Source organism: Ottowia thiooxydans DSM 14619, assembly GCF_000422885.1.
GTDB lineage: Bacteria > Pseudomonadota > Gammaproteobacteria > Burkholderiales > Burkholderiaceae_C > Ottowia > Ottowia thiooxydans.
Map to the genome: position 1 here is coordinate 650,483 of NZ_AUGX01000001.1, position 24,604 is coordinate 675,086.

Sequence of the window (24,604 nt, forward strand, 5' to 3'; positions counted from 1 at the left end):
CAGCGCACAGTTTTCCACTATTCGCTAAACTGCCATGGATCGTCGAATTCACGCCATGCCACTCGCACAAGCCACCCGGCTACCCCCCTATGCGGCCAACTCTCCACTGTTGGCTGGTAACGATGAGTTCGCGCCTTCGGCCCAGCATCCGGTTCGAACGCGCCCGCGCAACTTGCCGGCCGATTGGCATTTTGAGCGCCATCACCATCCATGGGCGCAACTAGCCTATTGCACGGATGGCCTGCTCCAGGTGGTGTTAGGAAGCGATGCGCGGCTTAGCTTCATCGTGCCTCCCTCACGCGCAGTGCTGATTCCTGCTAATGAGCCTCATGCCATTACAGCGTTGCAGGCGGCCCGGATGCACACGCTGTATATAGATGCGGCTGCATTGCCACAGGAGTGGACGATTCCCCGGGTTTTGGCCGTGAGCGGCCTGTTCCGTGAACTGGCGCTGGCGCTTGACGAGAGCAGTTCATCGGCACCGCGGGAAGCGCTCCTGAGCCAGCTCATCCTCGACGAGCTTGAGCGCGCAGATCTTCAAACGCTGGGCGTACCGCTGCCGCGCGTCAGCGATGGTGACAAACGGCTGAGCGCATTATGCGAAGCGGTGATGCGAAACCCCACCAAACGGGCGACGCTCGCAGATTGGGCGAAAAGCGTAGGCGCCAGCGAGCGCACAGCGGCCCGGCTGTTTCATGAGGAATTGGGCACCAGCTACCAGCAGTGGCGCCAGCAGGTCGTACTGGCCCACGCACTCCCGCTTTTGGCCAGCGGGATTCCAGTCGGACAGGTGGCAACGCGGTGCGGCTACTCCAGTGAAAGCGCGTTCAGCGCCATGTTCAAAGGAACGCTTGGGCAATCGCCAAGGGCATTTTCTCGGCTGCAGGGAAAGCGAACCGCCTGAAAGCGGTGGTAGTAGGTAGCTGAGCCCCGCTTAGAGCAACTTCCTGATCCAACCCATGACGCGCGCAAATCGTGCGCCATAAGGGGGATACAGCAAGCGGCCCTGCGCCCAACGCGATTGCAGCAACACGCTTTTCTGGTGAGTGAAACGCAGGAAGCCCGTTTCGCCATGGTAGGCGCCCAGCCCGCTCTCCCCTACCCCACCAAACGGCAAGCGTTCGTGCGCGACATGCAGCAAGGTGTCGTTCACGGTGACACCACCGCTTACGGTGCCCTGGAGCACTTCGTCTCGCCTTTCGGCATCTTGCCCGAACCAGTACAAGGCCAATGGCCGTGGGCCGGTGTTGATCTTGGCCAGTACCTCGTCAAGCTGGTCGTAGAGCACCACAGGAAGCACGGGACCAAAGATTTCCTCTTTCATGAGGCGCATTTCAGGTCGAACGCCGGATACCAGCACGGGGCGCATACGACGACTTGTGCCTGCCTCGCCGGTTGAAGCGGGGCCAACATCCACCACATGGGCGCCGAGTGCCTGTGCGTCCTCCAACAGGCCCGTCAAACGGGCCCGATGCTGATCATTCACGATGGCAGCGTAGTCCGCATTGCCCTCGATTTGAGGATACATCTGGGCAACAGCAGCGCGGTAGGCCTGCTCAAAAGCCGCTTCACGTTCACGTGGCAGCAACAGGTAATCAGGCGCGATGCAGGTTTGGCCTGAGTTGAGCAGCTTGCCGTGAGCAATTTTGAAAGCAGCATCCGCCAAATCCGCACAGGACACATCGACAATGCAAGGAGACTTCCCTCCCAGCTCTAGCGTGATGGGCGTGAGATTGCGGGCCGCGGACTCCGCGACCTTGCGTCCCACGGATGTAGACCCGGTAAAAAACAGGTGATCGAACGGCAGTGCCGCAAATGCAGAAGCCACCTCCGCCCCTCCTTGCACCACGGCCACTTCGTTCTCGGCGAAATACTTCGCGATCAATTCGGCCAATAACGCGGAGGTGCGCGGCGTTATTTCGCTGGGCTTGATCATCACCCGGTTACCAGCCGCGAGTGCGGTAGCGATGGGGCCGAGTGTCAGCTGCAACGGGTAATTCCACGGTCCGATGATGCCCACTACGCCCAGAGGCTGGCGCTCGATCCGCGCACTCGCGGGTTGTAGGTAGATGGGCGTACGAACGCGCCGGGGTCTGCTCCAACGGGCTAGATTTCGCTTCAACTCGACAAGCGTCGCTCGCAGGACGAACATGTCTGCGATTTCAGTCAGTGCGGCGCCACGACCGCCAAAGTCAGTGTTGACGGCATCGGCCAAGGCACTTGCGTGTTCGTCTACCAAACGGGACAGAAGATCCAGCCTACGACGCCGCTCATCAAGAGAGGTGGCAGGTGCGACGCGACTGGCGCGAAACTGCTCATCGAAGACATCGCGCAGGCTGCTTGGTGGAGTCATATCCAGATGATAGAGAAAAGAAAGGCGCCACGGCCAAATAGCCGCTGCGCCTTTTTAGTTTGACTAGTGTGTATTCACACTAAATCCCCTTCATGTGCATTTCAGGGAAACAGAGTCAGGTCAGGTCGTGAACTTGAAGATCCCTGGTTCCTTGATGGGATCGACCGACACGTTGACATCGGACTTCGGCGGGAACTTGCCCTCTAGAAGCAGCTTCGAGAGCGGGTTCTCGATGCGCTGCTGAATTGCACGCTTGAGAGGCCGCGCGCCGAAGACTGGATCGAACCCGACTTTGGCCAACTCGTCCACGGCTTGGTCTGACACATTCAAGTTCAAGTCCATCTTGGCCATGCGCTCGGAGAGCGTACGCAACTGGATTTTGGCAATCGAGCCAATCTGCGAAGCATCCAGACCATGGAATACGACGATCTCGTCAATTCGGTTCAGAAACTCCGGGCGGAAGTGGTTTTTCAATTCGCCGAATACTGCATCCTTGACGTCATCGTACGGCAGGCCGCTCATGCTTTGGATCATGGGCGAGCCGATGTTGCTCGTCATGATGAGCACAGTGTTCTTGAAGTCCACAGTGCGGCCTTGGCCGTCTGTCAACCTGCCATCGTCCAGCACTTGCAGCAGTACGTTGAAAACGTCTGGATGAGCCTTCTCGATCTCGTCGAACAACACCACGCTATAGGGCTTGCGGCGAACGGCTTCCGTCAGGTAACCACCTTCGTCGTAACCCACGTAGCCAGGTGGCGCACCAATCAGGCGAGCCACGCTGTGCTTTTCCATGAATTCGCTCATATCGATGCGAATCATGTGATCGGTGCTGTCGAACAAAAATCCAGCCAAAGCTTTTGTCAACTCGGTTTTACCTACACCCGTAGGGCCGAGGAACAAAAAGCTGCCCAGTGGTCGATTGGGATCGCCAAGGCCCGAGCGCGAGCGGCGAATAGCATTGGCCACTGCGCTGATCGCCTCTTCCTGACCCACTACACGTTGATGCAAGGCATCTTCCATCTGCAGCAGCTTCTCGCGCTCACCCTCCATCATCTTGCTCACGGGAATCCCCGTGGCACGGCTCACCACTTCGGCAATCTCCTCTGCGCCAACCTGCGTGCGCAAGAGCTGTGGGGCAGCTTGATTTTTATGGCTTTCGCTGGCTTGTGCTTCTTTCAGCTGCTTTTCAAGCGTGGGCAACTTGCCGTATTGAAGCTCTGCTACCTGGTTGAAATCCCCTTTGCGGGTGGCTTCCTGAATCTGGAATTTGACCTGATCGATCTCCTTGCGCAGTAGCTCGCCACCTTGGGCGTTGGCTTTCTCCGCTTTCCAGATCTCATCAAGATCGGCATATTCCTTTTCCAGCTTAATGAGGTCTTCCTCAATGAGGCTCAGGCGTTTTTGCGACGCTTCGTCTTTTTCTTTCTTCACCGCCTCGCGTTCGATCTTGAGCTGGATCATGCGGCGATCCAGCTTATCCATCACTTCAGGCTTGGAATCAATTTCGATCTTGATCTTGGCGGCGGCCTCATCGATCAGATCGATGGCCTTGTCTGGCAGGAACCGATCGGTGATGTAGCGCGCGCTCAATTCGGCAGCGGCGACGATGGCCGGATCAGTGATATCCACACCGTGGTGAATCTCGTATTTTTCCTGCAAGCCGCGCAAAATCGCGATGGTGTCTTCAACGCTGGGCTCACCCACCAGCACCTTTTGGAAGCGCCGCTCCAACGCAGCATCTTTCTCAAGGTATTTGCGGTACTCGTCGAGTGTGGTGGCTCCAATGCAATGCAGTTCACCGCGAGCCAACGCGGGTTTGAGCATGTTGCCTGCATCCATGGCGCCCTCGGCCTTGCCCGCGCCCACCATGGTGTGGATTTCGTCAATGAAGAGAATGATCCGGCCTTCCTCAGCCGCCACTTCTTTCAGCACGGATTTCAGGCGTTCTTCGAACTCGCCGCGGTACTTGGCTCCGGCCAGCAGGCCAGCCATATCAAGCGAAAGCACCTGCTTGTCCCTCAGCGTGTCCGGCACTTCGCCCGCGACGATGCGCTGAGCCAAGCCTTCAACGATGGCGGTCTTGCCCACTCCTGGCTCGCCAATCAATACTGGGTTGTTCTTGGTACGCCGCTGCAAAACCTGGATGGTGCGGCGTATTTCGTCGTCGCGGCCAATCACTGGGTCCAGCTTGCCTTGCCGGGCACGCTCAGTGAGGTCCAGGGTATATTTTTTCAATGACTCGCGCTGGGATTCGCCTTCTGCCGAATCCATGGTCTGGCCGCCGCGAACGGCGTCAATGGCAGTTTCCAGACTCTTTCGAGTGAGCCCATTTTCCTTGGCCAGGCGCCCGGCTTCGTCCTTGGCATCTGCCAGTGCCAGCAAGAACAACTCGGCCGCGATGAATTGGTCGCCACGCTTGATGGCTTCCTTTTCCGTTGCCTGAAGCAGCTTGTTCATCTCCGGGCCCACAGTGACCTGCTCATGCCCCTGCACACTGGGCAGACGCTTGATCGCAGCTTCAGTCTCCTGCGCCAACTTGGCTACATTGACCCCTGCACGCTGAAGCAATGCCTTCGGCCCCTCGTTTTGCCGCAGCATGGCTGCCAGCAAATGCACGGGTTCGATATAGGCGTTATCGTTTCCCAAGGCGAGCGTTTGTGCGTCACCCAGGGCTTCCTGAAATTTAGTGGTAAGTTTGTCTAATCGCATGAATAGCCTCCAATTGGTCTTCAGATGAGGGTTTACACCCGGGCTTTCAAGGCTGCGGTCACAGTTGCGAATACGCTTTAGCGCCGCAAGGCCCGTGCTTCAGGCGAAAATCTGTTGGCGATATGGCAGATGAGTCGTTAAAAAGGCCTTTGCCTTGCTCACGGGCGAGCGCCTCTTCGCGCCAATATTTGCCCCGTCGGCTTTTGTAAGTGTTGGTCCAGGCCCAGCCTTGCGCCACCATCGCGCCTGCGATGTCCAGTTCATCCGAGGCTCTTCTGACTGAGGCTATGCCACGGCCGAATCGGTCATACGCCCTCACTGTAATCCGCATCCGCTCCCCTTGCACCAAGGCCTGCATGGCTGCTCGCGCCTCTGGCCCGTGAGTTTGGCAAATCTCCGGCGCATCCACGCCCTCCAACCGCAGCTTTCGGCGTCTCCCATCGGCCTCCGAACGCACCCAGATTGAATCGCCATCCACTACGTAGGTCACCTCAGCTACCCACGATTGGCCAGCACGGGGCCTCGCACCCTCCTGTGCGCTCGCGACCACAGCAGAACCACCCAACACCAACGCAGAGAGGCATCGAAAGAGGTCAGGACGACGAGCGGTGGACGCTACGAAAGTGAAAAGAGAGACAAACGAAGACAAGCAAATGATCCTGACAAACTCTGGGCCGCCGGCGGGACACCCGAGCGAGCGTCGTACGAGGCTTTGACCCTTCAGCAAACTCAAAAAGCAAAATTACTTTTCTTTGTTTGCAATAAATTAACAACCTAAAAAACCGTTCCTACGGAGCTTGACCTGTCCTGGGGCTGGTCGAAGATCAACGCGCCGCGCAAGGCTTCGACAAGCTCAGCCCGAACGATGTTTATCGATGAAACGCGACTCAGAGTGTCAGGAGTTGACGGCTTTAATGCCCCAGCGCGCTAGAGCGGCGTCGTCCGAAGACCGGGCGTCGACCCAGCGGGAACCTTCAGGTGTTTCCTCCTTCTTCCAGAAGGGAGCCTGGGTTTTCAAATAATCCATAAGGAACTCACAGGCCTTGAAACTCTCGCCTCTGTGCGCCGAGGTAACGGCCACCAGCACAATCTGATCTTGCGGCGCGAGCAGGCCCACACGGTGGATGATGCGCACTCCAAACAGATCAAACCGTTCCAGCGCCTCAGAGACCATAGCCTCGATGGATTTCTCGGTCATCCCGGGGTAGTGTTCAAGCTCCAGAGAGCCCACTGTTTGCCCGTCATTGCGATCGCGTACCGTGCCCACGAACGCACAAACTGCGCCTACCCGAGCATCGTTGGCGCGGAGCGCAGCGACCTCCTCGCTGAGGTTGAAGTCTTCAGTCTGAATAGAAACGCGCACGGGAGCCATGCGCTGATTGTGCACTGACCAGCGGTCATGATTTGCCTCGTGCACATACTGTTTCTCCCCAGGAGGAAAAGAAGGTCCCTTCGTCAGCGCTGCATCAGCCGCCTGTCACTGGCGGGAAAAACGCCAATTCCGCTCCCGAAAGCAACTCGGCCGACTCCATGCTCATGACTTGGTTCAAAGCCGTACGCACGGCCTTGCCGCGGGCCAGAACTTCCGCGTACACACCGCCGCGTGCAATGAGCTCATCGCGCAACGCTTCCACCGTAGCGGCGGAGGTCTGCAAGCTCTCGCTGCCGGTGCCCAGCGCTTCGCGAATGCTAGCGAAGTAGCGGATCGTGATGGTTTTCATCTCGGGTTGTGTGATGCCTGTAACCACGAGCTTAAAACTCCCCCATCGAGATAAAACGCACGATATCTCCCTTGGCAATCGTGGCACCTGCGGGGTGATCGATCAGCCCGTCGGCCCAGTGCGCCGAAGTGAGCACACCGGAGCTCTGATTGGGAAACAGATCAAGCCCGCCTTGATCATTGCGCCTGGCCCGCAGGAATTCACGGCGCTTGTCAGGCTTGAGCCAATCGAAATCGGCTCTCATGGCGATCGCGGGAACACCCAGCTCAGTAGCGCCTTGCAGTTTGAGCAAGAGCGGCCGGACCAAGAGCAAGAAGGTCACAAAGCTTGAAACGGGGTTACCCGGCAGACCTACAAAATGCGTCTGGCCAGCGCTGGCCTCCGAGCGCCGAACGTGCCCATAGGCGAATGGCTTGCCCGGCTTCATGCCGATCTGCCAGAGATCTAGCGCACCGAGCGTTTCCACCGCCGGTTTGACGTGATCCTCCTCCCCAACAGACACACCACCGCTGGTAAGAATCAGATCATGCCCGTCAGCCGCGCCCTGCAGCGCGGCCAGTGTGGCATCCCGCTGATCAGGCACGATACCCAGATCCGTCACCACGCAGCCAAACCGCCGTAACAATGCACGCAGAAAGAAACGATTGCTGTTGTAGATGGCACCAGGCTTCATCTGCTCGGGAGGTATTTCGCCCGGCATCACCAGTTCATCTCCTGTTGAAAACACCGCGACACGCGGGCGAGCGCTCACCTGGAGCTGATCCAGCCCTATGCCGGCCGCCAAGCCTATGCTGGCCGCCTTGAGCCGCTCGCCTCGTTGAAGAATGACAGCCCCACGCAGGACATCTTCGCCAGCAGCACGCACCCATTGGCCACTTGCCGGCACAGCATTGATGCGTACACGCGCGCCCTCATCCACAACCTCGGTGTCCTCCTGCATGACCACTGCGTCAGCCCCGGCAGGAATGGGAGCACCCGTGAAAATTCGGGCTGCGCTGCCGGGTACCAACGGCCCGCCTGCATGGCCTGCGGCAATACGCTGCGTCACGGGCAGCACCATCCCTGAGGCCGCGACATCCGCCACGCGGACCGCATAGCCATCCATGGCGGAGTTGTCCTGAGGGGGCACCTGCAAACGGGAAATCACATCCTCCGCCAGTACCCGGCCATCAGCCTCAAAAGTATCCACCAATTCCTGCAGGGGCAAGGGCTTCACTTGTGCGAGCACCCGTTGCAGCGCCTCATCCAAGGGCATGAGTGGCGGTCGGCGAGGAGCAGGAGAAGACATCGGTCAGACAGAGTTCAGATTTTGGGAGGAATCGTATTCGAACAGACGTTCATTTTCGAGCAGCCACCCGACCACTGCTTCAGTGGCATTCAGATCCAGCACGGGGCGCGGGGGAATCTCAGGCAGATCGGCAGGAGAATCAGTCGCGATCGCCGCCACCAACTCGTCATCTACGTCATGCAGTGGCTTACCAGATGCGGCTCGCCAGACTTCGATTTTCAGCACATCACTGTGCTTGAAGCCTTCCACGAACACCCAATCCACACGGTGATCGAGTTCGGCAATCAAATCGCGCACAGACAACTGCGTCTCATGCTCGAACTCGCGCATCAACGCCATTCGCCGGCCTGACGCTACCACCACCTCGAAAGCACCTGCTTCGCGGTGACGGAAGCTATCCTTGCCTGGGTGGTCTACATCGAATTTGTGGTGTGCATGCTTAGCGACTGACACGCGCAAGCCGCGCCGCTTGAACGCTGGAATCAGGCGCTCGATCAAATGTGTTTTGCCGGAGCCGGAATAACCGGCAAAGCAAACCACTTTCATCGGCGCACTTTCAGCAATTTTCGGCAATGAGTCGCTGCACAGCACCAGAATCCGCGGCCATGACCTGCACCCGGCGCGGCAGTGCTTCGATGCCTTCGAATTTGCTGGGCCGGTCTGGCTCGCGCCCCAGTGCTTCGACAATGGTCTCGGCAAACTTGATTGGCAGTGCGGTCTCGAGCACGATCATCGGCACACCAGGTGTCTCATGCTCCAGAGCCACCTTCACGCCATCAGCAGTATGGGTATCCACCATCACACCGTGCTGCTCAAAGACTTGGCGAATCGTGGTGAGGCGGTCAGCATGGATGCTCTTTCCACTTACAAAGCCGTAGCGCTCACGTGCCTTCTGAAAAGCCGGATCACTACTCAGATCAAAGCTTCCTGCGTTTGCCAGACTGTCCGTGAAAAGCATCTTGACTCGCGGACCATCGCGCCCAAGCAGATCGAACACGAAGCGCTCGAAATTGCTGGCTTTGCTGATGTCCATGGACGGGCTGGATGTCTCATGCGTATCCGCGGCTGCGCGCACCCGATACACACCGGTACGGAAAAACTCGTCCAGCACATCGTTCTCGTTGGTGGCCACTACCAGTTGCTGAATGGGCAAACCCATCATCCTGGCCACGTGACCGGCGCAGACATTGCCGAAGTTGCCACTAGGAACAGCAAAGCTCACGCGCTCGTCATTGGATGTGGTGGCCTGGAAATAGCCAGCAAAATAGTAGACCACCTGCGCCAGCAGGCGTGCCCAGTTGATTGAATTGACCGTGCCAATGTTGTAGTGGCGCTTGAACGCCAGATCATTGCTCACAGCCTTGACAATATCCTGGCAATCATCGAACACGCCTTCGATGGCGATGTTGTGAATGTTTTCGTCTTGCAGAGAAAACATCTGTGCCTGCTGGAACGCACTCATGCGCCCATGCGGACTGAGCATGAACACCCGGATGCCTTTTTTCCCGCGCATGGCGTATTCCGCCGCACTGCCGGTATCGCCGCTGGTGGCGCCAAGGATGTTGAGCTGCTGGCCGCGACGCGCCAACTCATACTCAAACAGGTTCCCCAGGAGCTGCATGGCCATGTCCTTGAAGGCCAGTGTGGGGCCGTTGGACAGTGCTTCAAGAAAGAAGCCCTCACGCAGCTTCTTCAGTGGCACGATGGCCTCTGTGCCAAACACCGCAGACGTGTAGGTCTTGGCGCAAATGGCTTTCAGGTCAGCGGAAGGGATGTCGTCTATGTACAGCGACAGGATTTCGAAAGCCAGCCCCGCGTATCCCTGGCTGGCATGGACGTCTCGCCACGCAGCGAGCGTGGCGGAATCGACTTGAGGGTACTGCTCCGGCAGATACAGGCCACCATCTGGTGCCAGCCCTTCAAGAAGGATGTCGCAGAACTTGCGGCGCGTGGTGTCGCCACGGGTTGAGATGTAGTTCATGGTGAAAATTCAGCAAAGGGCCCTCAGGCCAGCTCTTCCTTGCGAATCCGGACCACGGAGCCCAATACCGCAGGCAATGCTTCCATGAGCGCCAGGGCTTTGTTCATCGTGCCCTCGCTGGTGTCATGGGTCAAGATGATCAGATCGGTTTGATCAGGTGTGGGCTCGCCCGCACCTGCATCCGTACCAGCCACCTCATCGGCTTCACGCTGCAACACGGCACTGATGCTGATATTTGCATCAGCCAAAATTCGTGTGACCTGTGAAAGCACGCCAGCTTCGTCTTTCACACTCAAACGCAGGTAATAGCTGGTCACAATGCGCTCCATAGGTAGCACAGTGACATCGCGCAATGAACCCGGCTGGAATGCCAGATGGGGCACGCGATGCTGGGCATCGCTGGTCGCCAAGCGGGTGACATCCACCAGATCGGCAATGACTGCGCTGGCCGTGGGCTCACTGCCTGCGCCTTTTCCATAGTAAAGCGTGGTGCCCACGGCATCGCCGTTGACCACTACCGCGTTCATGGCACCCTCCACATTGGCAAGGAGGCGCTTCGCAGGCACTAGCGTGGGATGCACGCGCAACTCCACGCCTTCACCTTCGCGGCGTTTGGTGATGCCCAGCAACTTGATGCGGTACCCCAGCTGCTCCGCGTAACGGATATCGGTGGCGGAGAGCTTGGTAATGCCCTCTACATAGGCTTTGTCAAACTGCACCGGAATGCCGAACGCGATGGCGCTCATAATGGTCGCTTTATGCGCCGCATCCACGCCTTCAATATCGAAGGTGGGATCCGCCTCAGCGTAGCCCAGACGTTGCGCTTCTTTGAGCACCGTGCCGAAATCGAGCCCCTTGTCTCGCATTTCGCTCAGGATGAAGTTCGTAGTGCCGTTGATGATGCCGGCAATCCACTGAATGCGGTTGGCTGTAAGGCCTTCGCGAAGCGCTTTAATGATGGGAATACCACCCGCCACTGCGGCTTCGAAGGCCACAATCACACCCTTCTTCTGCGCCGCTTCGAAGATCTCGGTGCCGTGCACTGCCAGCAGCGCTTTGTTGGCGGTGACCACGTGCTTGCCGGCGGCGATGGCTTCCATCACCAGCGTCTTGGCAATGCCGTAGCCCCCAATGAGTTCAATGACGATCTCAATCTCAGGATTGGCGACGACGGCGCGAGCATCGGCCACCACTTCCACCCCAGGCCCCACGATTTCACGGGCGCGCGCGGTATCCAGATCAGCCACCATGGTAATGGCAATGCCCCGCCCTGCGCGGCTCCGGATTTCTTCCTGATTGCGCTGCAACACATTGAAGGTGCCGCCACCGACGGTACCAATACCAAGCAAGCCTACTTTTATGGGGTTCATGAGATAAAAATTCAAACTTACGACAAGTCGCGATGAGTCAGCCCTGACGAATCAGGCGCGTGCAGCTGCTTTTTTTGAAGCGATATCGACCACCGGCGCAGTATGCGCATAGCGAGAACGATACTGCTCCAGGAATTTGGCCAAGCGGCCAATAGCCACCCGCAGGTCATCCTCGTGCGGAAGGAAAACGATGCGGAAATGTTGATGATCGGGATAGTTGAAGCCCGATCCCTGCACCAACATTACACGCGTGGCACGCAGCACCTCCATGAAGAACTGGCGATCGTCTTCGATCGGGTACATCTGGGGGTCCAGCCGCGGGAACATATACAGCGCCGCCTGTGGCTTGACACAGGTCACACCGGGAATGGCCATGATGAGCTCGTACGCCAGGTCGCGCTGCCGGCGCAAACGCCCACCTTCGCAAACCAGGTCCTGAATACTCTGATAACCACCGAGCGCCGTCTGGATGCCGTACTGGCCTGGCACGTTGGAGCCAAGCTTGATATTGGCCAGCATGTTCAGGCCTTCGATGTAATCACTTGCTCGACCTTTGTCGCCAGAAACCACCATCCAGCCAGCACGAAAGCCACAAGAGCGGTAGGCCTTCGAAAGGGAGTTGAAGGTGAGCGTAAGCACATCAGTGGAAAGCGACGCAATGGCCGTGTGCTTCACACCGTCGAACAGGACCTTGTCGTAGACCTCATCGGCCATCAGCACCAAGCCATGCTCGCGCGCGATATCCACAATACCCAGCAGCAGCTCGTCTGAGTAGAGCGCGCCGGTGGGGTTATTGGGATTGATCACCACAATAGCGCGGGTGCGGGGCGTGATCTTGGCGCGGATGTCGTCCAGATTGGGCATCCAACCGCTGGCTTCGTCGCAGATGTAATGCACCGGTTTTCCGCCGGAGAGGCTGGCCACCGCTGTCCACAAAGGGTAGTCTGGCGCAGGCACCAGCATTTCATCGCCATCAGATAACAGCGCGTTGGCGGCCATTCCGATCAGATCGCTCGCACCATTCCCAAGGTAAATATCATCCAGCGTCACGCCGGTGATCCCCTGCTGCTGGGTGTAGTGCATGACCGCCTTGCGAGCAGAGAAAATGCCCTTGCTATCTGAGTAGCCGGCGGAATTGGCCAGATTCGTGGCCATGTCCTGCACAATCTCTTCCGGCGCCTCAAAGCCAAACGGCAAAAGATTGCCTATGTTCAGCTTGATGATTTTCTGACCCTCGTCCTCCATCTGCTTCGCGGCGTCCACGATGGGTCCGCGTACGTCATAGAGCACGTTGGCTAGCTTGGCCGATTTCTTGATGGCCTTCATGATGAAGCCCTCCAGTGAGCGTTCCCGCTTGGGAAAACCTAGAATTTGACCACAGTTCACCACCAAGTTAGCCGCAACTCATGAAATTTCAGCCAGACCTCGTTGGCGCCGCCACCATAAGCGGCTATGGCCCAGACTGGATCGCCGTCGGTAACGAACGCGTCACGCAGAGCCTCGTGCTCCATGCGAGCGGTGAACGTTCGGTGTGGGACTGCGATCGCTTCGAGCAGTTGAGTGCAGCGCATTTCGCCCGCCTCATAGAGTCCACACCGGAACTGGTGATTTTCGGCAGTGGCTCGCGCCTGCGTTTCCCCCGCCCGGAATGGCTGCGGTCACTGATTGAAGCCAACATTGGTATTGAGACCATGGACACGCCAGCAGCCTGCCGCACCTACAACATACTGGCCGGTGAGGGGCGACGCGTGGTGGTCGCGCTGCTTATCGAAACCGCGGAACCGGCGGGCCAACCCAAAATGGAGTAAAATTCACGGTTGCCGACTGTTGCGGCGCCCGACGAAAGACTGAAAGTTTGAACACAGTGACAATACATTGCGCTCAAAATTTGGTCTACAAACTTGGCATAAAGCATACAAGCCTTTACCAATTCAAGGCCAAAAGCCTTCCATAACGTACGGGTTGCAGCGCCGGGAGACGGCGTGCCGCGTCTTACAAAAAACCGTCACGAGAGAGATTGAAGTTCATATGGCGATAGTTGTCAACAAACCCCTGCCCGAATTTGAAGCCATCGCCACTGGCGACATCAAGGTTTCAAACACCTCTCACCTTGGGCAGGCGATGGTTCTTTATTTTTACCCAAAAGACAACACCCCCGGTTGCACGACCGAGGCGATGCAGTTTCGCGACAAGTACAAGGACTTCGTGAAAGCCGGTGCCATCGTTTTTGGCGTTTCGCGTGACAACATGAAGTCGCACGACGATTTCAAGACCAAGCTTGAGCTTCCTTTCGAGCTGATCGCCGACACCGAAGAAAAAATGTGCCACATGTTCGGCGTCGTGAAAAACAAGATCATGTACGGCAAAAAGGTTAAGGGCATTGAGCGCAGTACCTTCCTGGTCAGCGCCGAAGGGCTTTTGGTGCAGGAATGGCGCGGGCTCAAGGTGCCAGGCCACGTTGAAGACGTTCTCAAAGCCGTCAAGGTGATGAAAAAAGCTGCCTGAGGGTATTGGCTTCGCGCAGTTGTGCATAATGGCCTGAATGCCGTCGCACACCGCAACGTTCGCCTCCATAAAAAGCCGCCTTGGCTTCAAGGCGGCTTTTTCGTTTTAGCTTCACGCGTACAAAATCCATGCCTTTGCCTCCTCCGCCCGCCAAACGTGCTGCCCAGCTGTCCATCGAAGCCATAGACCAGTCCACCCGCCGGACCAAGCCGCGCACAGCCAGTGCTGCACCGGTGGAAGCTTCAGAAGCCACCCGGCCGGCAGCGCGTTTGCTGGCTGCCCCCGTACCTCCCAAGGTGGCGACCGAACCTACCGCTGCAGCCCAGCCATCTCAGGCACGTGCTGCGGCGCCAGCTAAAAAGTCACCTTCCAGCCGGCCCCAGTCGCCCGCACCCGCCCCTGCGCGCGCGCCGGCACCGAGCGCCGAGGCGAAACGCAAACCAAAATCCAGCGGACCTTCCCGCCTGTTCGTGCTCGACACCAATGTCTTGCTACACGACCCGATCGCTCTGTTCCGTTTCGAGGAACATGACATCTACCTGCCCATGATCGTGCTGGAGGAGCTCGATGGCCATAAAAAGGGCATGACCGAGGTTGCCCGCAATGGCCGCCAGACCAGCCGTTCACTTGATGCGCTGGCCGGGGTCAAGGGGGCCGACATGACGGCCGGACTCAAACTCGACTCCACCGGTCATAGAGAAGCCGGCGGAAAGCTCTATTTCGAGACAACCCCGCTGGAAGCCACCATTCCTGCTGCGCTGCCGCAAGGTAAGGCTGATAACCAAATCCTGGGCGTAGTGACCGCGCTCAAGAAGAAACACGCTGAGCGAGAAGTCATCTTGGTGTCCAAGGACATCAATATGCGCGTGAAAGCGCGGGCGCTGGGCCTCTCTGCCGAAGATTACGAGAACGACAAGACGCTAGAGGACGGCGACCTGCTCTTCTCTGGCGCGCTACAACTGCCTCACGACTTCTGGACACGCCAGAGCAAGACGGTGGAAAGCTGGCAATCGGGCAGCCACACCTACTACCGGATCAGCGGGCCCATCGTGCCTAACCTGATGCTCAACCAATTCGTCTATTTTGAGGCGCCAGGTGAGCCCAGCCTCTATGCCCGCGTGTCCGAAATCCGCGACAAGACCGCCGTCCTCAAGACGTTGAAGGATTTCGGTCATCTGAAGAACTCCGTATGGGGTGTCACCAGCCGCAACCGTGAGCAGAACTTCGCCCTCAACCTCCTGATGGATCCCGAGATCGATTTCGTGACTCTGGCCGGTACGGCGGGCACGGGCAAAACCCTGCTGGCGCTCGCCTCTGGCCTGACCCAGGTGCTGGATGAGCGCCGCTACACGGAGATCATCATGACCCGCGCCACGGTCAGCGTGGGTGAAGACATCGGCTTTCTACCCGGGACCGAAGAAGAAAAAATGGGCCCATGGATGGGTGCGATGGACGACAACCTCGAGTTCCTGGCCAAGGGCGAAACCAACGGCTCCGGAGAATGGGGACGCGCGGCCACCAACGAGTTGATCCGCAGCCGCATCAAGATCAAGAGCATGAACTTCATGCGCGGCCGCACCTTCATGAACAAGTGGATCATCATCGACGAAGCTCAGAACTTGACGCCCAAGCAGATGAAGACCCTGATCACCCGCGCCGGCCCCGGCACCAAGATCATCTGCATGGGGAACTTGGCGCAAATCGATACGCCCTACCTTACAGAAGGGTCTTCCGGACTGACTTATGCGGTCGACCGCTTCAAAGGCTGGCCGCATGGTGGCCACATCACGTTGGCTCGCGGAGAGCGTTCACGCTTGGCAGATTTCGCCAGCGAGGTACTATAGTTCTCTTTAAAAATCGTTTCGCCTGTAACCTCCTGCAATCGAAATATGATCGCAGGTGGGGGAAGGTTTGCTGAGAATTCCGCACTTCCACATCAGAAACGGTCGATGCCAAAGACAACTATAGATTTTTTGATTTAAATGAGTAAATACGCGCTTGCCTTAGCTGCCTTGTTAACTTTGGTGAGCTGTGGTGGTGAAGGTGCTGATCCAGCGCCCGCACCTACCGATCCAGTCCGATTTACACAGATTGCCCCAGCGCCTCAGGACCAGCCCACTCACGCGGTTTCACAGGCCATTGAGTATGAACTCGGCCATTTGCCAGTGCGGGGTATCGCGCCATTCCCGAGCGTATTCCTCACGCCGATACGTGGCCTAATCCGTTTTCCGGAAGCTGCATTGGCCAAAAGCGGTCGAGTGAACGATCGCTTCCCGATCGTTTTGCTCCTTCACGGCAATCATGAGGTAACAGACCCGAGCTATCGGGGCTACGACTACCTCGCGCAGGATCTAGCCGCTCACGGCTATGTGGCTGTATCCATTGATGCCAATGCCATCAACGCAAGCTCCGACGATCCATTTGACCCATCCAACCACGGAGACACCTCCAGCGTGTCGCGAGGACAGTTGATTCTGGGAACGCTAGACCAACTGCGCAATATCGACAAATCGGGCGGGCCAGGTTGGATGTCCGCGTTGATGAACAAACTTGATTTTGAGCGTATCGGCGTCATGGGCCACTCTCGTGGGGGCCAAGGTCTCACCAACGCCTTTAAGTTCAACTTGCAACGTGAATCCGTTACGCCCCGCGAGTTGAGGGATCAACTGGCTTACACGCCTGAGACCTTCGCCAACTACCCGGATTTACTGAAGGCTGTGGTCAGCCCGGGAGTGGTCGACATTGAGCTATTCACGAAGGCCATCGAAACCGAGGAGATTGCCTTCAGCCCGAGTGCCAATAGCGTCAGGCCTTACAACTTTCGGGGTGGACTGCTGCTGGCTCCCACTGATTTTTATGGCACTGTCGGCTTGGCCAACATTCCGCTGGCAGTTGTGTTGCCTTCATGCGATGGCGACGTATTTAACTTTCAAGGTGCGCGCACCTATGACAACAATCGCTACGGATTTGATTACGACACTGCAGCCAATATTCAAGTAGTGGTACGGGGTGCCAACCACAACTACTACAACACAGAATGGCGAAGAGATGACACCAATCCTCCTTATCTGCCCCATGACGCCTATTGCGATGCGGAACGCAACGAAACTCCACACTTGAACCCCGAGGACCAGCGCCGCGGCGGCCTCTTCCTCATCAATAGCTTCATGCGCCATTTCGTGGGCGGTGAGCCCGCGTTTGCTCCCTATTGGAACGGATTGGCGCAGTTACCTTCGTCAGCTTGTCCGCAAGGAGAGTGGCCCTGCGATGCACGGGTTGCACTAACCATACAGAAAGACGCAGCCAGTCGCCTGAGCATCCATCGGTTTGAATACGCTGACAGTTTGGGGAGAAACGATCTAGGCGGTGCAGTGACGTTGAGAGGCTTTGATGCCGCTTCGTTGTGTGAAATGCCGTACGGTAACTCCCAAACCGAGGCGGCCTGCATGCCCGCTCGGCTGCCAGGCTTCGAAACCCGGACCATGACCACCGGTGGATTGCGCTCGATCTCTGAACATATCCAATTGTCCTGGAGCAGCCCTAAGGCCAGCATGTCCACCATGCTGGATGGAATCTCGGCAAAAGCTTACGACACCCTCTCCTTCCGTGTGGCGGTTGTCCGCCCCTTCGGCCAGGAGATCGAAGTCTCCCTGACCGATGCTTCAGGAAAATCAGCGTCTGTCAAAGCGAGCCGTTTCAGCGATGCGCTGTACCTGGGTCCCACCGCACCCCGCTCCGGCTCACCCCTGATACCGGATGTGGCCGACCTTCCCTTTGGCAACGGTGAGCCAGCGCAGTTAATGAACATGGTGGCCATCCCTCTCAGCGCATTCCCGGAACTCGATCTGAGCCGATTGAGTGAGTTGCGTCTGCATCTTCCGGCTCAGTCGGGCAAGATTGCGTTGGCCGATGTTCAATTCCAAAAGCTTGGTAGATAAAGTGTCCTAGGACTACGTCGTGACCACGTCATCCAAAGTTGACCTTGATGACTGGTACCGTATTTCGCGACGCGCTTAACGCCATCAGCGCGAGCTTTCCAGGCTTTAAAGCGGCCTGCAAATGGCCCGGAAGAGGTCCGGAAGAGGCCTTCCGCCAGTTGATAGGCTCGGAAGTCTGAGGGGTTTCTCCCCGTGCTCAAGCCGCCTGCGCAGACGCGCAAATTGCGACAGGCAGCTCCTTATTCTTAAAATGCATATATCAACAACAAACAATTGGTTTGTTTTTGCATAAGCAATAGGTACATTTCACCTCGGACCCACCCGCTCGCGGGTTTTTTACCCGGGGAAAATAATGTATCAGTACACCGAATTCGATCGTCAATTTGTCACCTTGCGCGCGCAGCAATTTCGCGACCAGTTGGAGCGGTGGCAGCGCGGCGAATTGACCGATGAACAGTTCTTGCCACTTCGCCTGCAAAACGGCTGGTATGTACAGCGCTATGCGCCCATGGCCCGCATTGCAGTTCCCTATGGGGAAGTCAGCAGCACGCAGCTACGTATGCTCGCTCGCATTGCACGTGACTATGACAAGCCAGAGCCAGCCTTGCTGGCGCAGGCGCAAGCCACCCAAGATGAATTACAGGCTGCCCAGCCTGGATTGACGCTGGACGCAGCTCCGCTGGTATACGGCTACGGCCACTTCACCACCCGCACCAACGTGCAGTTCAACTGGATCCCGCTTTCTAAAGCCGCGGACGTGATGGACCTTCTTGCCAGCGTGAACATGCACGGCATCCAGACGAGTGGCAACACCATCCGCAACATCACCTGCGAGGCCCTGGAAGGCATCGCACCTGATGGGATCGTGGATACGCGCCCCTTTGCCGAGATCGTGCGCCAGTGGAGCACGCTGCACCATGAATTTGCCTTTCTGCCACGCAAGTTCAAGATCGCATTCAATGGCTCGGTAGAAGACCGCGCTGCTACTGGCTGGTACGACATTGGCGCGCAAGCGGTGCGCAATGAAGCAGGGGAGATCGGTTTCACCGTCAAAGTAGGTGGAGGGATGGGCCGCACGCCAGTGATTGGCACCGTGGTACGAGAGTTTCTTCCCTGGGATCAGCTCCTCAATTTCATTGAGGCAGTGATACGTGTCTACAACAGCTACGGCAGGCGAGACAACAAGTGGAAGGCCCGCATCAAGATCCTGGTCAAGGCCGAAGGTCAAAAGTTCATTGACGAAGTAGAGGCCGAGTACCGCTCCATCATTGAACAAGACGGCGCCCCACACACCATCACCACCGCTGAATTGAACCGAGTTTCGGCCAATTTTGTGGAGCCCGAACTGCGGCCGACGAACCTTCCCAGCCAGACCGATGTCAATGCCAAGGCGTTTCAGCGCTGGCTGAGCCAGAACGTGCGCGCGCACCGGCTGCCGAATCTGCGCGTCGTTACCCTTTCCTTCAAGCGCCCTGGCGCCGCCCCAGGAGATGCTGACGCTGACGTACTGGATGCCGTGGCCGAGCTCAGCCAAGTCTTCAGCGCCGGCGAGGCCCGCATCACCCACGAGCAGAACCTGGCCTTGCCCTGGGTGCATGAAAGCGACTTGCCTGCCCTGTACGAACGGGCCAAGGCACTGGGGCTGGCACGCCCGAACATTGGACTCATCAGCGACATGATCGCCTGCCCGGGTGGCGATTACTGCTCACTCGCGAACGCGCGCTCGCTACCTATCGCCGCGGCGCTGACAGAGCTCTATCAAGACATTGATGAAGTCACTGACCTCGGACCCATCGACCTGCATATGAGCGGTTGCATCAACAGCTGCGGTCACCACCACAGCGGTCACATCGGCATCCTGGGTGTCGATAAGGATGGCAAGGAGTGGTATCAAGTCACGCTCGGTGGCTCTGATGGTTCAGCGCTTTCAGGCCCTGCACACGCGGGCAAAGTGGTGGGCCCATCGTTTACCGCCGCAGAGGTGCCTGGTGTTGTGGAAGCTGTTCTGGATACGTACCGCAAACTGCGCACCAGCTCAGCGGAGCATTTCATCGACGCACTGCGCCGCGTGGGACATGAGCCCTTCAAGCTGGCCGCCAACGCCGCCCGCAATTCAGGCCACCGCGCCACTCGTGAAAGCGAGGAAGCACTGGCCTGAGCAAATCTGAACACGGCACGCACTGAGAAGGTGCGAACGACCCCCTCATGCCCGCCTTGACCGCCAAAAGCCACCCGCTCCGCGTTACAAATGCTCGCCATAGCCCGAGCTATGCCTGCACTTTGTGCCTTGATCAGGCGGTTTTTGACGGCCCTTTCGGACACGTCGGATTCATTCACACCTTCTGAGCGCTGGCCGTCTCACGAAGACCGGTAGAAAAATCATGAACATTCTCACAGCAGATACCGAATCAGCAGTCGCCCCTAATACGCTGCAAGTTGCCAACGATGCGGACCTTGCTGCCCTGGCCGCAGAAGGCGCGTTTGAAACCATTGGACGCATCGACCTGAATTTTCCAAAGTTCACGGACGGGCGCGCATTCAGCCAGGCTGTCCTGCTGCGCCGGCGCTTTGGTTTCACCGGCGACATCCGCGCCACCGGCGATGTATTGATTGACCAACTGGTGCAGATGTCGCGCAGCGGATTCACCAGCGCTGTGCTGGCACCCGGCGTAGACCCAGCCACTGCAGAGCGCCAGTTCAAGCGCTACGCCAGCTTCTACCAAGGAGATGCGCAGCAGCCACTTCCACATTTCGCCAGACTGGAGCCCGCATGAATGCCGCTGTCAGTGAACTGCCGTCCTCACGGTACGAGCCCTCGCAAGTGAATGTGTCTTCAGCGATCGATCTGTACGCGCGCCCTTCTCGCGATTTCGATGCAAAGCTCCATGAGACCGTGGTCACACTGCTCAAGGCAGCTGCCACCGGCCCAGTCGCACAGGCGAGCAGCCTTGGTGCAGAAGACATGGTGATCACCCACCTCATCAACACGCACTCCCTGCCCATAGGGGTTTTTGTGCTCGACACCGGTGCATTGCACGACGAGACGGTGACGCTGATCGATCAGCTTAAAACTCAGCAAGCAAAGCATGAGCATGCGCCTCTCACCATCTACCGCCCAGTGCAAGAAGCGGTAGTGGAGTTCGTAGCCCGTGAGGGGCAAGATGCCATGTACAAGAGCATTGAGCTTCGCAAAGCCTGCTGCGGTATCCGCAAGATGGAACCCTTGGCACGTGCGCTGGCTGGCAAGAGCGCCTGGGTCACTGGGCTACGCCGCGAGCAATCAGGTGCGCGCGCCGAAGTCAGTCTGGTGGATCGCTCTGAGGCAGAAAGCAAGGGCTTGCTCAAGTACAACCCCCTGACCAACTGGACCTGGAATGACGTGTGGCACTACATCGCGCAAAACGAAGTGCCGTTCAATCCGCTGCACGACCGCTTCTACCCCAGCATCGGCTGCGCACCATGCACCCGCGCAGTCACCGTGGGTGAGGATTTCCGCTCTGGCCGGTGGTGGTGGGAGGATGAAGCCGCCAAGGAATGCGGCCTCCACGTGCAAGCACCACAGTCGTCTTCCCTCAGTCTGGCAAGAAACAGCCAACCAGAACCACAGGCTCACGCATGAACGCCCGTACCGACCCCAAACTCTTGCATCCACGGCCTCAGCTGAGCAACGCTCACCTCGACGCGCTGGAAGAAGAAACCATCTTTATCCTGCGCGAAGTGGCCGCGACGTTCGAACGCCCTGCTCTGCTGTTCTCCGGCGGAAAGGATTCGCTGGTATTGCTCAAATGCGCGGAGAAGGCCTTTGGCGCGGGAAGTCTCCCGTATCCGCTGCTGATGATTGACACCGGTCACAATTTTCACGAGGTGACCGACTTCCGCGATCAGCGTGCCAAGGAACTGGAAGCCGAGCTCATCGTGCGCAGTGTGGAAGACAGTATGGCCCGGGGCACCGTACGCCTTGCCCATCCTGAGGAAAGCCGCAATGCCCACCAATCGGTGACGCTGCTGGAAGCCATTGAAGAATTTCGCTTCGATGCATTGATTGGTGGCGCCCGGCGCGACGAGGAAAAGGCGCGCGCCAAAGAACGTATCTTCAGCCACCGCGACAGCTTTGGCCAGTGGCAGCCCAAAGCCCAACGGCCAGAGCTGTGGACTCTGTTCAATACGCGTGTAGCGCCGGGCGAGCATTTCCGTGTGTTCCCCATCAGCAACTGGACAGAGCTGGATGTGTGGCAGTACATCGAACGCGAACACATCGGCTTGCCCAGCCTCTACTACGCTCACCAACGCGAGGTTGTGGAACGTCGGGGCCTGTTGGTGCCGATTACGCCACTGACGCCCGCCAAGGAAGGCGAAGTTGCACAGACCCGCACAGTCCGCTTTCGTACCGTGGGCGACATCACATGCACCTGCCCCGTGCCCAGCCTGGCCGCCACGCCTGGTGAAATCGTGATTGAAACTCTGGCGGCTGACGTCAGCGAGCGCGGCGCCACCCGGATGGATGACAAAACGTCTGAGGCTTCTATGGAGAAACGGAAGAAAGACGGCTATTTTTAGCCCACCCCTGAAGGATTGGCCCACCCCTGAGGCGCTACGCGCCTTCCCCTCAAGGGGACGCACCAGCGGCTTGGCAAAGCCGGCGCTTTGGTGCCCTGGAACAGCGGCAGGGCAATAGCCCTGCCTTTGAGGGCTGGAACAGCTGTGGGGATATGGACTGGCACTTGATGCTTCTACCTATTTGAAGGTGATGTGATGACTATTGAATTGACGGCTCCTCCGGTGGTTATCGGAGCAAATGAATCCAAGGGCGATGTTCGGACTGCCTTGCGCTTCATCACTTGCGGGAGTGTGGATGATGGCAAGAGTACGTTGATTGGGCGGTTGCTGGTGGATAGCAAATCGGTGCTGCAAGATCATTTGGCTGGGGTTACCAGACAAGGCGAGACCGATCTGGCCTTGCTGACCGATGGTTTGTCGGCGGAACGCGAGCAGGGGATCACTATTGACGTGGCGTACCGCTACTTCAGTACTGAATCGCGCAAGTTCATCATTGGTGATGCACCGGGGCATGAACAGTACACGCGCAATATGGTGACTGCGGCTTCCCAGGCGGATGCTGCGGTAGTGCTGGTGGATGCCACCAAACTGGATTGGGAACGCGCGGACCTCTCTTTGCTGCCCCAGACACGGCGGCATACGCTTTTGCTGCAGCTTTTGCGCGTGCCTTCGGTGGTTTTCGCAGTCAACAAGCTGGACGCCGTGGCAGACCCAGCATTAGCTTTTGCGCATATTCGTGACGGGTTGCAAGCCTTTGCCCGGGAGGCAGGTATTCATACTGCTGGCGTTTTGCCTATTTCCGCCTTGAAGGGCTGGAACGTGGTGGAAGCCGGTCAGCATGACGCGCTCTGGTGCGGCTATGAAGGCCCCACGCTGCTGCAGATTCTGGAATCCCTTCCCGTCACTCCGCGCGAGACTGAGCTGCCGCTGGCCTTTCCCGTGCAATGGGTCGAGAAATTCTCCTCTTCCAACGACACCTCACAAGGCCGCCGTATATTTTGGGGCCGCGTGGCGACAGGGCAAGTGGCCCCTGGCACGCGGGTAACGTTGCTGCCAAGTGGCCAGAGTGCCGTAGTGGCCCGAGTGCTCGATCATGCGCGCGTACCCAAGATCGTGACTGCGGGCCACAGCGCGGGGATTGCTCTCGACCGCGAGCTCGATGTTTCCCGCGGCGATTGGATTGTGGCCTCACCGACGGCTGCGTCAGCGGCCACTGAGGATGATTTTGAGACCCCGCCCGCCTCCGCTTGGCCCACCACCCGCGAAGTCCATGCCACGATCGCCTGGCTGGATGACGAACCCCTGGTGGCCGGTCGGGTGTACTGGGCGCTTCATGGTCATCGCTGGGTCAAAGCGAAGGTCAAGCGCGTTGTAGAACGCCTGAACATCCAGACGCTTGCGCGAGAAGAAGCCGCGCAACTTGAGCCAAACGCCATCGGCCATGTGGAATTGGCACTACAAGAGCCGATTCCCGCCGCGCCATTCGCCAAGAGCCGTGCGCTGGGATCGATGATCCTGGTGGATGCGGCCAATCACAAAACTGCAGGCGCGGTGCTCGTGCGCTGAGGGCTGCTCCACGGGAGACAATCCACCTCCCGTGGCCCCTTGGGGCTGCCCTTTCTGGACGGCAAAATGGGCACGTCATCCAGGGCCTGGAGCTCCTGACTCCTCGCCATACCCGCTCTGTCAGCACGGCCACCGACGCTAGAAGCCTCTAGAGGGATAAAATCCCGGGGTTTCCCAGGTTGCGCATGCCACAGAGCGCCCGGACTAATTTCACAACTTTGATTCCCGTCAAAATAAAATGACCCACGTTGTCACCGAAGCCTGCATTCAATGCAAATACACCGATTGCGTGGACGTCTGCCCGGTCGATTGCTTCAAGGAAGGCGCCAACTTCCTGACCATCGATCCCGATGAATGCATCGATTGCGCCGTTTGCATCCCTGAGTGCCCGGTTAATGCCATCTACGCCGAAGAAGATCTGCCCAAAGACCAGCAGCACATGATCAAGATCAACGCTGAGCTGGCTCTTTCGGCCAACTTCAAGACCATTACCAAGCGCAAAGACCCTCTGCCCACGGCCGAAGAGTGGAAAGACCGCACCGACAAGCTTGCAGAACTCAAACGCTGAATCACCCCTATCGCCTTGATCGTCGTATTCCCGGGGCAAGGCGATCCT

At 58.0% G+C, this 24,604-nt stretch carries 22 protein-coding genes; 11 read left to right on the top strand and 11 right to left on the bottom strand.

Going from position 1 to position 24,604, the window contains the following annotated elements; all coding sequences use genetic code 11:
• Positions 1 to 34: 34 nt before the first annotated feature.
• Positions 35 to 904, top strand: a complete 870-nt coding sequence (locus G518_RS33695; protein WP_245597883.1) for an AraC family transcriptional regulator — start codon at positions 35 to 37, stop codon at positions 902 to 904.
• Positions 905 to 934: 30 nt separating this feature from the next.
• Here G518_RS33695 and G518_RS0103145 read toward each other — a convergent pair whose 3' ends face one another.
• The 10 genes from G518_RS0103145 to G518_RS33705 form a co-directional block, all read right to left on the bottom strand.
• Positions 935 to 2,353 carry a coniferyl aldehyde dehydrogenase gene (locus G518_RS0103145; RefSeq protein ID WP_028601279.1) on the bottom strand — a complete coding sequence of 473 codons (1,419 nt, stop codon included), beginning with the start codon at positions 2,351 to 2,353 and terminating at the stop codon, positions 935 to 937.
• Between the two features lie 120 nt (positions 2,354 to 2,473).
• The gene (gene clpB, locus G518_RS0103150; protein WP_028601280.1) at positions 2,474 to 5,062 is read right to left on the bottom strand and encodes an ATP-dependent chaperone ClpB; all 2,589 of its coding nucleotides are present in this window, start codon (positions 5,060 to 5,062) and stop codon (positions 2,474 to 2,476) included.
• A gap of 58 nt (positions 5,063 to 5,120) precedes the next feature.
• A complete protein-coding gene (locus G518_RS33700; RefSeq protein WP_169457888.1) occupies positions 5,121 to 5,711 on the bottom strand; it encodes a thermonuclease family protein in 591 nt (196 codons plus the stop codon).
• A gap of 246 nt (positions 5,712 to 5,957) precedes the next feature.
• Entirely contained in the window at positions 5,958 to 6,434 is a 477-nt protein-coding gene (moaE, locus tag G518_RS0103160) for a molybdopterin synthase catalytic subunit MoaE (protein WP_028601281.1), read from the bottom strand.
• Between the two features lie 94 nt (positions 6,435 to 6,528).
• Positions 6,529 to 6,783, bottom strand: a complete 255-nt coding sequence (locus G518_RS0103165; RefSeq protein WP_028601282.1) for a MoaD/ThiS family protein — start codon at positions 6,781 to 6,783, stop codon at positions 6,529 to 6,531.
• A gap of 31 nt (positions 6,784 to 6,814) precedes the next feature.
• Positions 6,815 to 8,071 (bottom strand): molybdopterin molybdotransferase MoeA, encoded by a 1,257-nt coding sequence (locus G518_RS0103170; protein ID WP_028601283.1) that lies wholly within the window; start codon positions 8,069 to 8,071, stop codon positions 6,815 to 6,817.
• A gap of 3 nt (positions 8,072 to 8,074) precedes the next feature.
• A complete protein-coding gene (gene mobB / locus G518_RS0103175; RefSeq protein WP_028601284.1) occupies positions 8,075 to 8,617 on the bottom strand; it encodes a molybdopterin-guanine dinucleotide biosynthesis protein B in 543 nt (180 codons plus the stop codon).
• Between the two features lie 10 nt (positions 8,618 to 8,627).
• On the bottom strand, positions 8,628 to 10,052 hold the full coding sequence (gene thrC / locus G518_RS0103180; RefSeq protein WP_028601285.1) for a threonine synthase: 1,425 nt from the start codon (positions 10,050 to 10,052) through the stop codon (positions 8,628 to 8,630).
• Between the two features lie 23 nt (positions 10,053 to 10,075).
• Entirely contained in the window at positions 10,076 to 11,422 is a 1,347-nt protein-coding gene (locus G518_RS0103185; RefSeq protein WP_028601286.1) for a homoserine dehydrogenase, read from the bottom strand.
• Between the two features lie 51 nt (positions 11,423 to 11,473).
• On the bottom strand, positions 11,474 to 12,748 hold the full coding sequence (locus G518_RS33705; RefSeq protein WP_051235982.1) for a pyridoxal phosphate-dependent aminotransferase: 1,275 nt from the start codon (positions 12,746 to 12,748) through the stop codon (positions 11,474 to 11,476).
• Between the two features lie 80 nt (positions 12,749 to 12,828).
• Between G518_RS33705 and G518_RS0103195 the strand changes: the two genes are divergently transcribed.
• Positions 12,829 to 13,230, top strand: coding sequence for an Mth938-like domain-containing protein (locus G518_RS0103195; RefSeq protein WP_028601287.1), 402 nt, complete (start codon positions 12,829 to 12,831; stop codon positions 13,228 to 13,230).
• 220 nt (positions 13,231 to 13,450) lie between these two features.
• A complete protein-coding gene (locus G518_RS0103200; protein ID WP_028601288.1) occupies positions 13,451 to 13,927 on the top strand; it encodes a peroxiredoxin in 477 nt (158 codons plus the stop codon).
• Here G518_RS0103200 and G518_RS39815 read toward each other — a convergent pair.
• Positions 13,902 to 14,057 carry a hypothetical protein gene (locus tag G518_RS39815; RefSeq protein ID WP_156909253.1) on the bottom strand — a complete coding sequence of 52 codons (156 nt, stop codon included), beginning with the start codon at positions 14,055 to 14,057 and terminating at the stop codon, positions 13,902 to 13,904. The genes G518_RS0103200 and G518_RS39815 overlap by 26 nt on opposite strands.
• Here G518_RS39815 and G518_RS0103205 point away from each other — a divergent pair.
• The 8 genes from G518_RS0103205 to fdxA all read left to right on the top strand — a co-directional run bounded on the left by G518_RS0103205 (position 14,056) and on the right by fdxA (position 24,556).
• Positions 14,056 to 15,771 carry a PhoH family protein gene (locus G518_RS0103205; protein WP_028601289.1) on the top strand — a complete coding sequence of 572 codons (1,716 nt, stop codon included), beginning with the start codon at positions 14,056 to 14,058 and terminating at the stop codon, positions 15,769 to 15,771. The genes G518_RS39815 and G518_RS0103205 overlap by 2 nt on opposite strands.
• A 138-nt stretch (positions 15,772 to 15,909) precedes the next feature.
• Entirely contained in the window at positions 15,910 to 17,865 is a 1,956-nt protein-coding gene (locus tag G518_RS33710; RefSeq protein ID WP_156909254.1) for an alpha/beta hydrolase, read from the top strand.
• A gap of 352 nt (positions 17,866 to 18,217) precedes the next feature.
• Positions 18,218 to 20,023 carry a nitrite/sulfite reductase gene (locus tag G518_RS0103215; protein ID WP_028601290.1) on the top strand — a complete coding sequence of 602 codons (1,806 nt, stop codon included), beginning with the start codon at positions 18,218 to 18,220 and terminating at the stop codon, positions 20,021 to 20,023.
• A 223-nt stretch (positions 20,024 to 20,246) separates the two neighbouring features.
• Positions 20,247 to 20,639, top strand: coding sequence for a DUF934 domain-containing protein (locus G518_RS0103220; protein WP_028601291.1), 393 nt, complete (start codon positions 20,247 to 20,249; stop codon positions 20,637 to 20,639).
• Entirely contained in the window at positions 20,636 to 21,484 is an 849-nt protein-coding gene (locus tag G518_RS33715) for a phosphoadenylyl-sulfate reductase (protein WP_084651386.1), read from the top strand. The genes G518_RS0103220 and G518_RS33715 overlap by 4 nt, the downstream gene beginning before the upstream one ends.
• Entirely contained in the window at positions 21,481 to 22,422 is a 942-nt protein-coding gene (gene cysD, locus G518_RS0103230; RefSeq protein WP_028601292.1) for a sulfate adenylyltransferase subunit CysD, read from the top strand. Before G518_RS33715 ends, cysD begins: the two co-directional genes overlap by 4 nt.
• 195 nt (positions 22,423 to 22,617) lie before the next feature.
• Positions 22,618 to 23,988, top strand: a complete 1,371-nt coding sequence (locus G518_RS0103235) for a sulfate adenylyltransferase subunit 1 (RefSeq protein WP_051235917.1) — start codon at positions 22,618 to 22,620, stop codon at positions 23,986 to 23,988.
• A gap of 238 nt (positions 23,989 to 24,226) precedes the next feature.
• Positions 24,227 to 24,556 carry a ferredoxin FdxA gene (gene fdxA, locus G518_RS0103240; RefSeq protein ID WP_028601294.1) on the top strand — a complete coding sequence of 110 codons (330 nt, stop codon included), beginning with the start codon at positions 24,227 to 24,229 and terminating at the stop codon, positions 24,554 to 24,556.
• Positions 24,557 to 24,604 lie beyond the last annotated feature (48 nt).

Excerpts from the sequence above, each read along its gene's own strand:
- moaE (WP_028601281.1), bottom strand. The coding sequence starts at position 6,434 with ATGGCTCCCGTGCGCGTTTCTATTCAGACTGAAGACTTCAACCTCAGC.
- cysD (WP_028601292.1), top strand. The coding sequence starts at position 21,481 with ATGAACGCCCGTACCGACCCCAAACTCTTGCATCCACGGCCTCAGCTG.
- G518_RS0103205 (WP_028601289.1), top strand. The coding sequence starts at position 14,056 with ATGCCTTTGCCTCCTCCGCCCGCCAAACGTGCTGCCCAGCTGTCCATC.
- G518_RS0103235 (WP_051235917.1), top strand. The coding sequence starts at position 22,618 with ATGACTATTGAATTGACGGCTCCTCCGGTGGTTATCGGAGCAAATGAA.
- G518_RS33695 (WP_245597883.1), top strand. The coding sequence starts at position 35 with ATGGATCGTCGAATTCACGCCATGCCACTCGCACAAGCCACCCGGCTA.
- G518_RS0103145 (WP_028601279.1), bottom strand. The coding sequence starts at position 2,353 with ATGACTCCACCAAGCAGCCTGCGCGATGTCTTCGATGAGCAGTTTCGC.
- fdxA (WP_028601294.1), top strand. The coding sequence starts at position 24,227 with ATGACCCACGTTGTCACCGAAGCCTGCATTCAATGCAAATACACCGAT.
- G518_RS0103195 (WP_028601287.1), top strand. The coding sequence starts at position 12,829 with ATGAAATTTCAGCCAGACCTCGTTGGCGCCGCCACCATAAGCGGCTAT.
- G518_RS0103170 (WP_028601283.1), bottom strand. The coding sequence starts at position 8,071 with ATGTCTTCTCCTGCTCCTCGCCGACCGCCACTCATGCCCTTGGATGAG.
- G518_RS33715 (WP_084651386.1), top strand. The coding sequence starts at position 20,636 with ATGAATGCCGCTGTCAGTGAACTGCCGTCCTCACGGTACGAGCCCTCG.
- G518_RS0103215 (WP_028601290.1), top strand. The coding sequence starts at position 18,218 with ATGTATCAGTACACCGAATTCGATCGTCAATTTGTCACCTTGCGCGCG.
- clpB (WP_028601280.1), bottom strand. The coding sequence starts at position 5,062 with ATGCGATTAGACAAACTTACCACTAAATTTCAGGAAGCCCTGGGTGAC.
- G518_RS0103220 (WP_028601291.1), top strand. The coding sequence starts at position 20,247 with ATGAACATTCTCACAGCAGATACCGAATCAGCAGTCGCCCCTAATACG.
- G518_RS0103165 (WP_028601282.1), bottom strand. The coding sequence starts at position 6,783 with ATGAAAACCATCACGATCCGCTACTTCGCTAGCATTCGCGAAGCGCTG.
- G518_RS39815 (WP_156909253.1), bottom strand. The coding sequence starts at position 14,057 with ATGGATTTTGTACGCGTGAAGCTAAAACGAAAAAGCCGCCTTGAAGCC.
- G518_RS33705 (WP_051235982.1), bottom strand. The coding sequence starts at position 12,748 with ATGAAGGCCATCAAGAAATCGGCCAAGCTAGCCAACGTGCTCTATGAC.
- G518_RS33710 (WP_156909254.1), top strand. The coding sequence starts at position 15,910 with ATGAGTAAATACGCGCTTGCCTTAGCTGCCTTGTTAACTTTGGTGAGC.
- G518_RS0103185 (WP_028601286.1), bottom strand. The coding sequence starts at position 11,422 with ATGAACCCCATAAAAGTAGGCTTGCTTGGTATTGGTACCGTCGGTGGC.
- G518_RS0103200 (WP_028601288.1), top strand. The coding sequence starts at position 13,451 with ATGGCGATAGTTGTCAACAAACCCCTGCCCGAATTTGAAGCCATCGCC.
- mobB (WP_028601284.1), bottom strand. The coding sequence starts at position 8,617 with ATGAAAGTGGTTTGCTTTGCCGGTTATTCCGGCTCCGGCAAAACACAT.
- thrC (WP_028601285.1), bottom strand. The coding sequence starts at position 10,052 with ATGAACTACATCTCAACCCGTGGCGACACCACGCGCCGCAAGTTCTGC.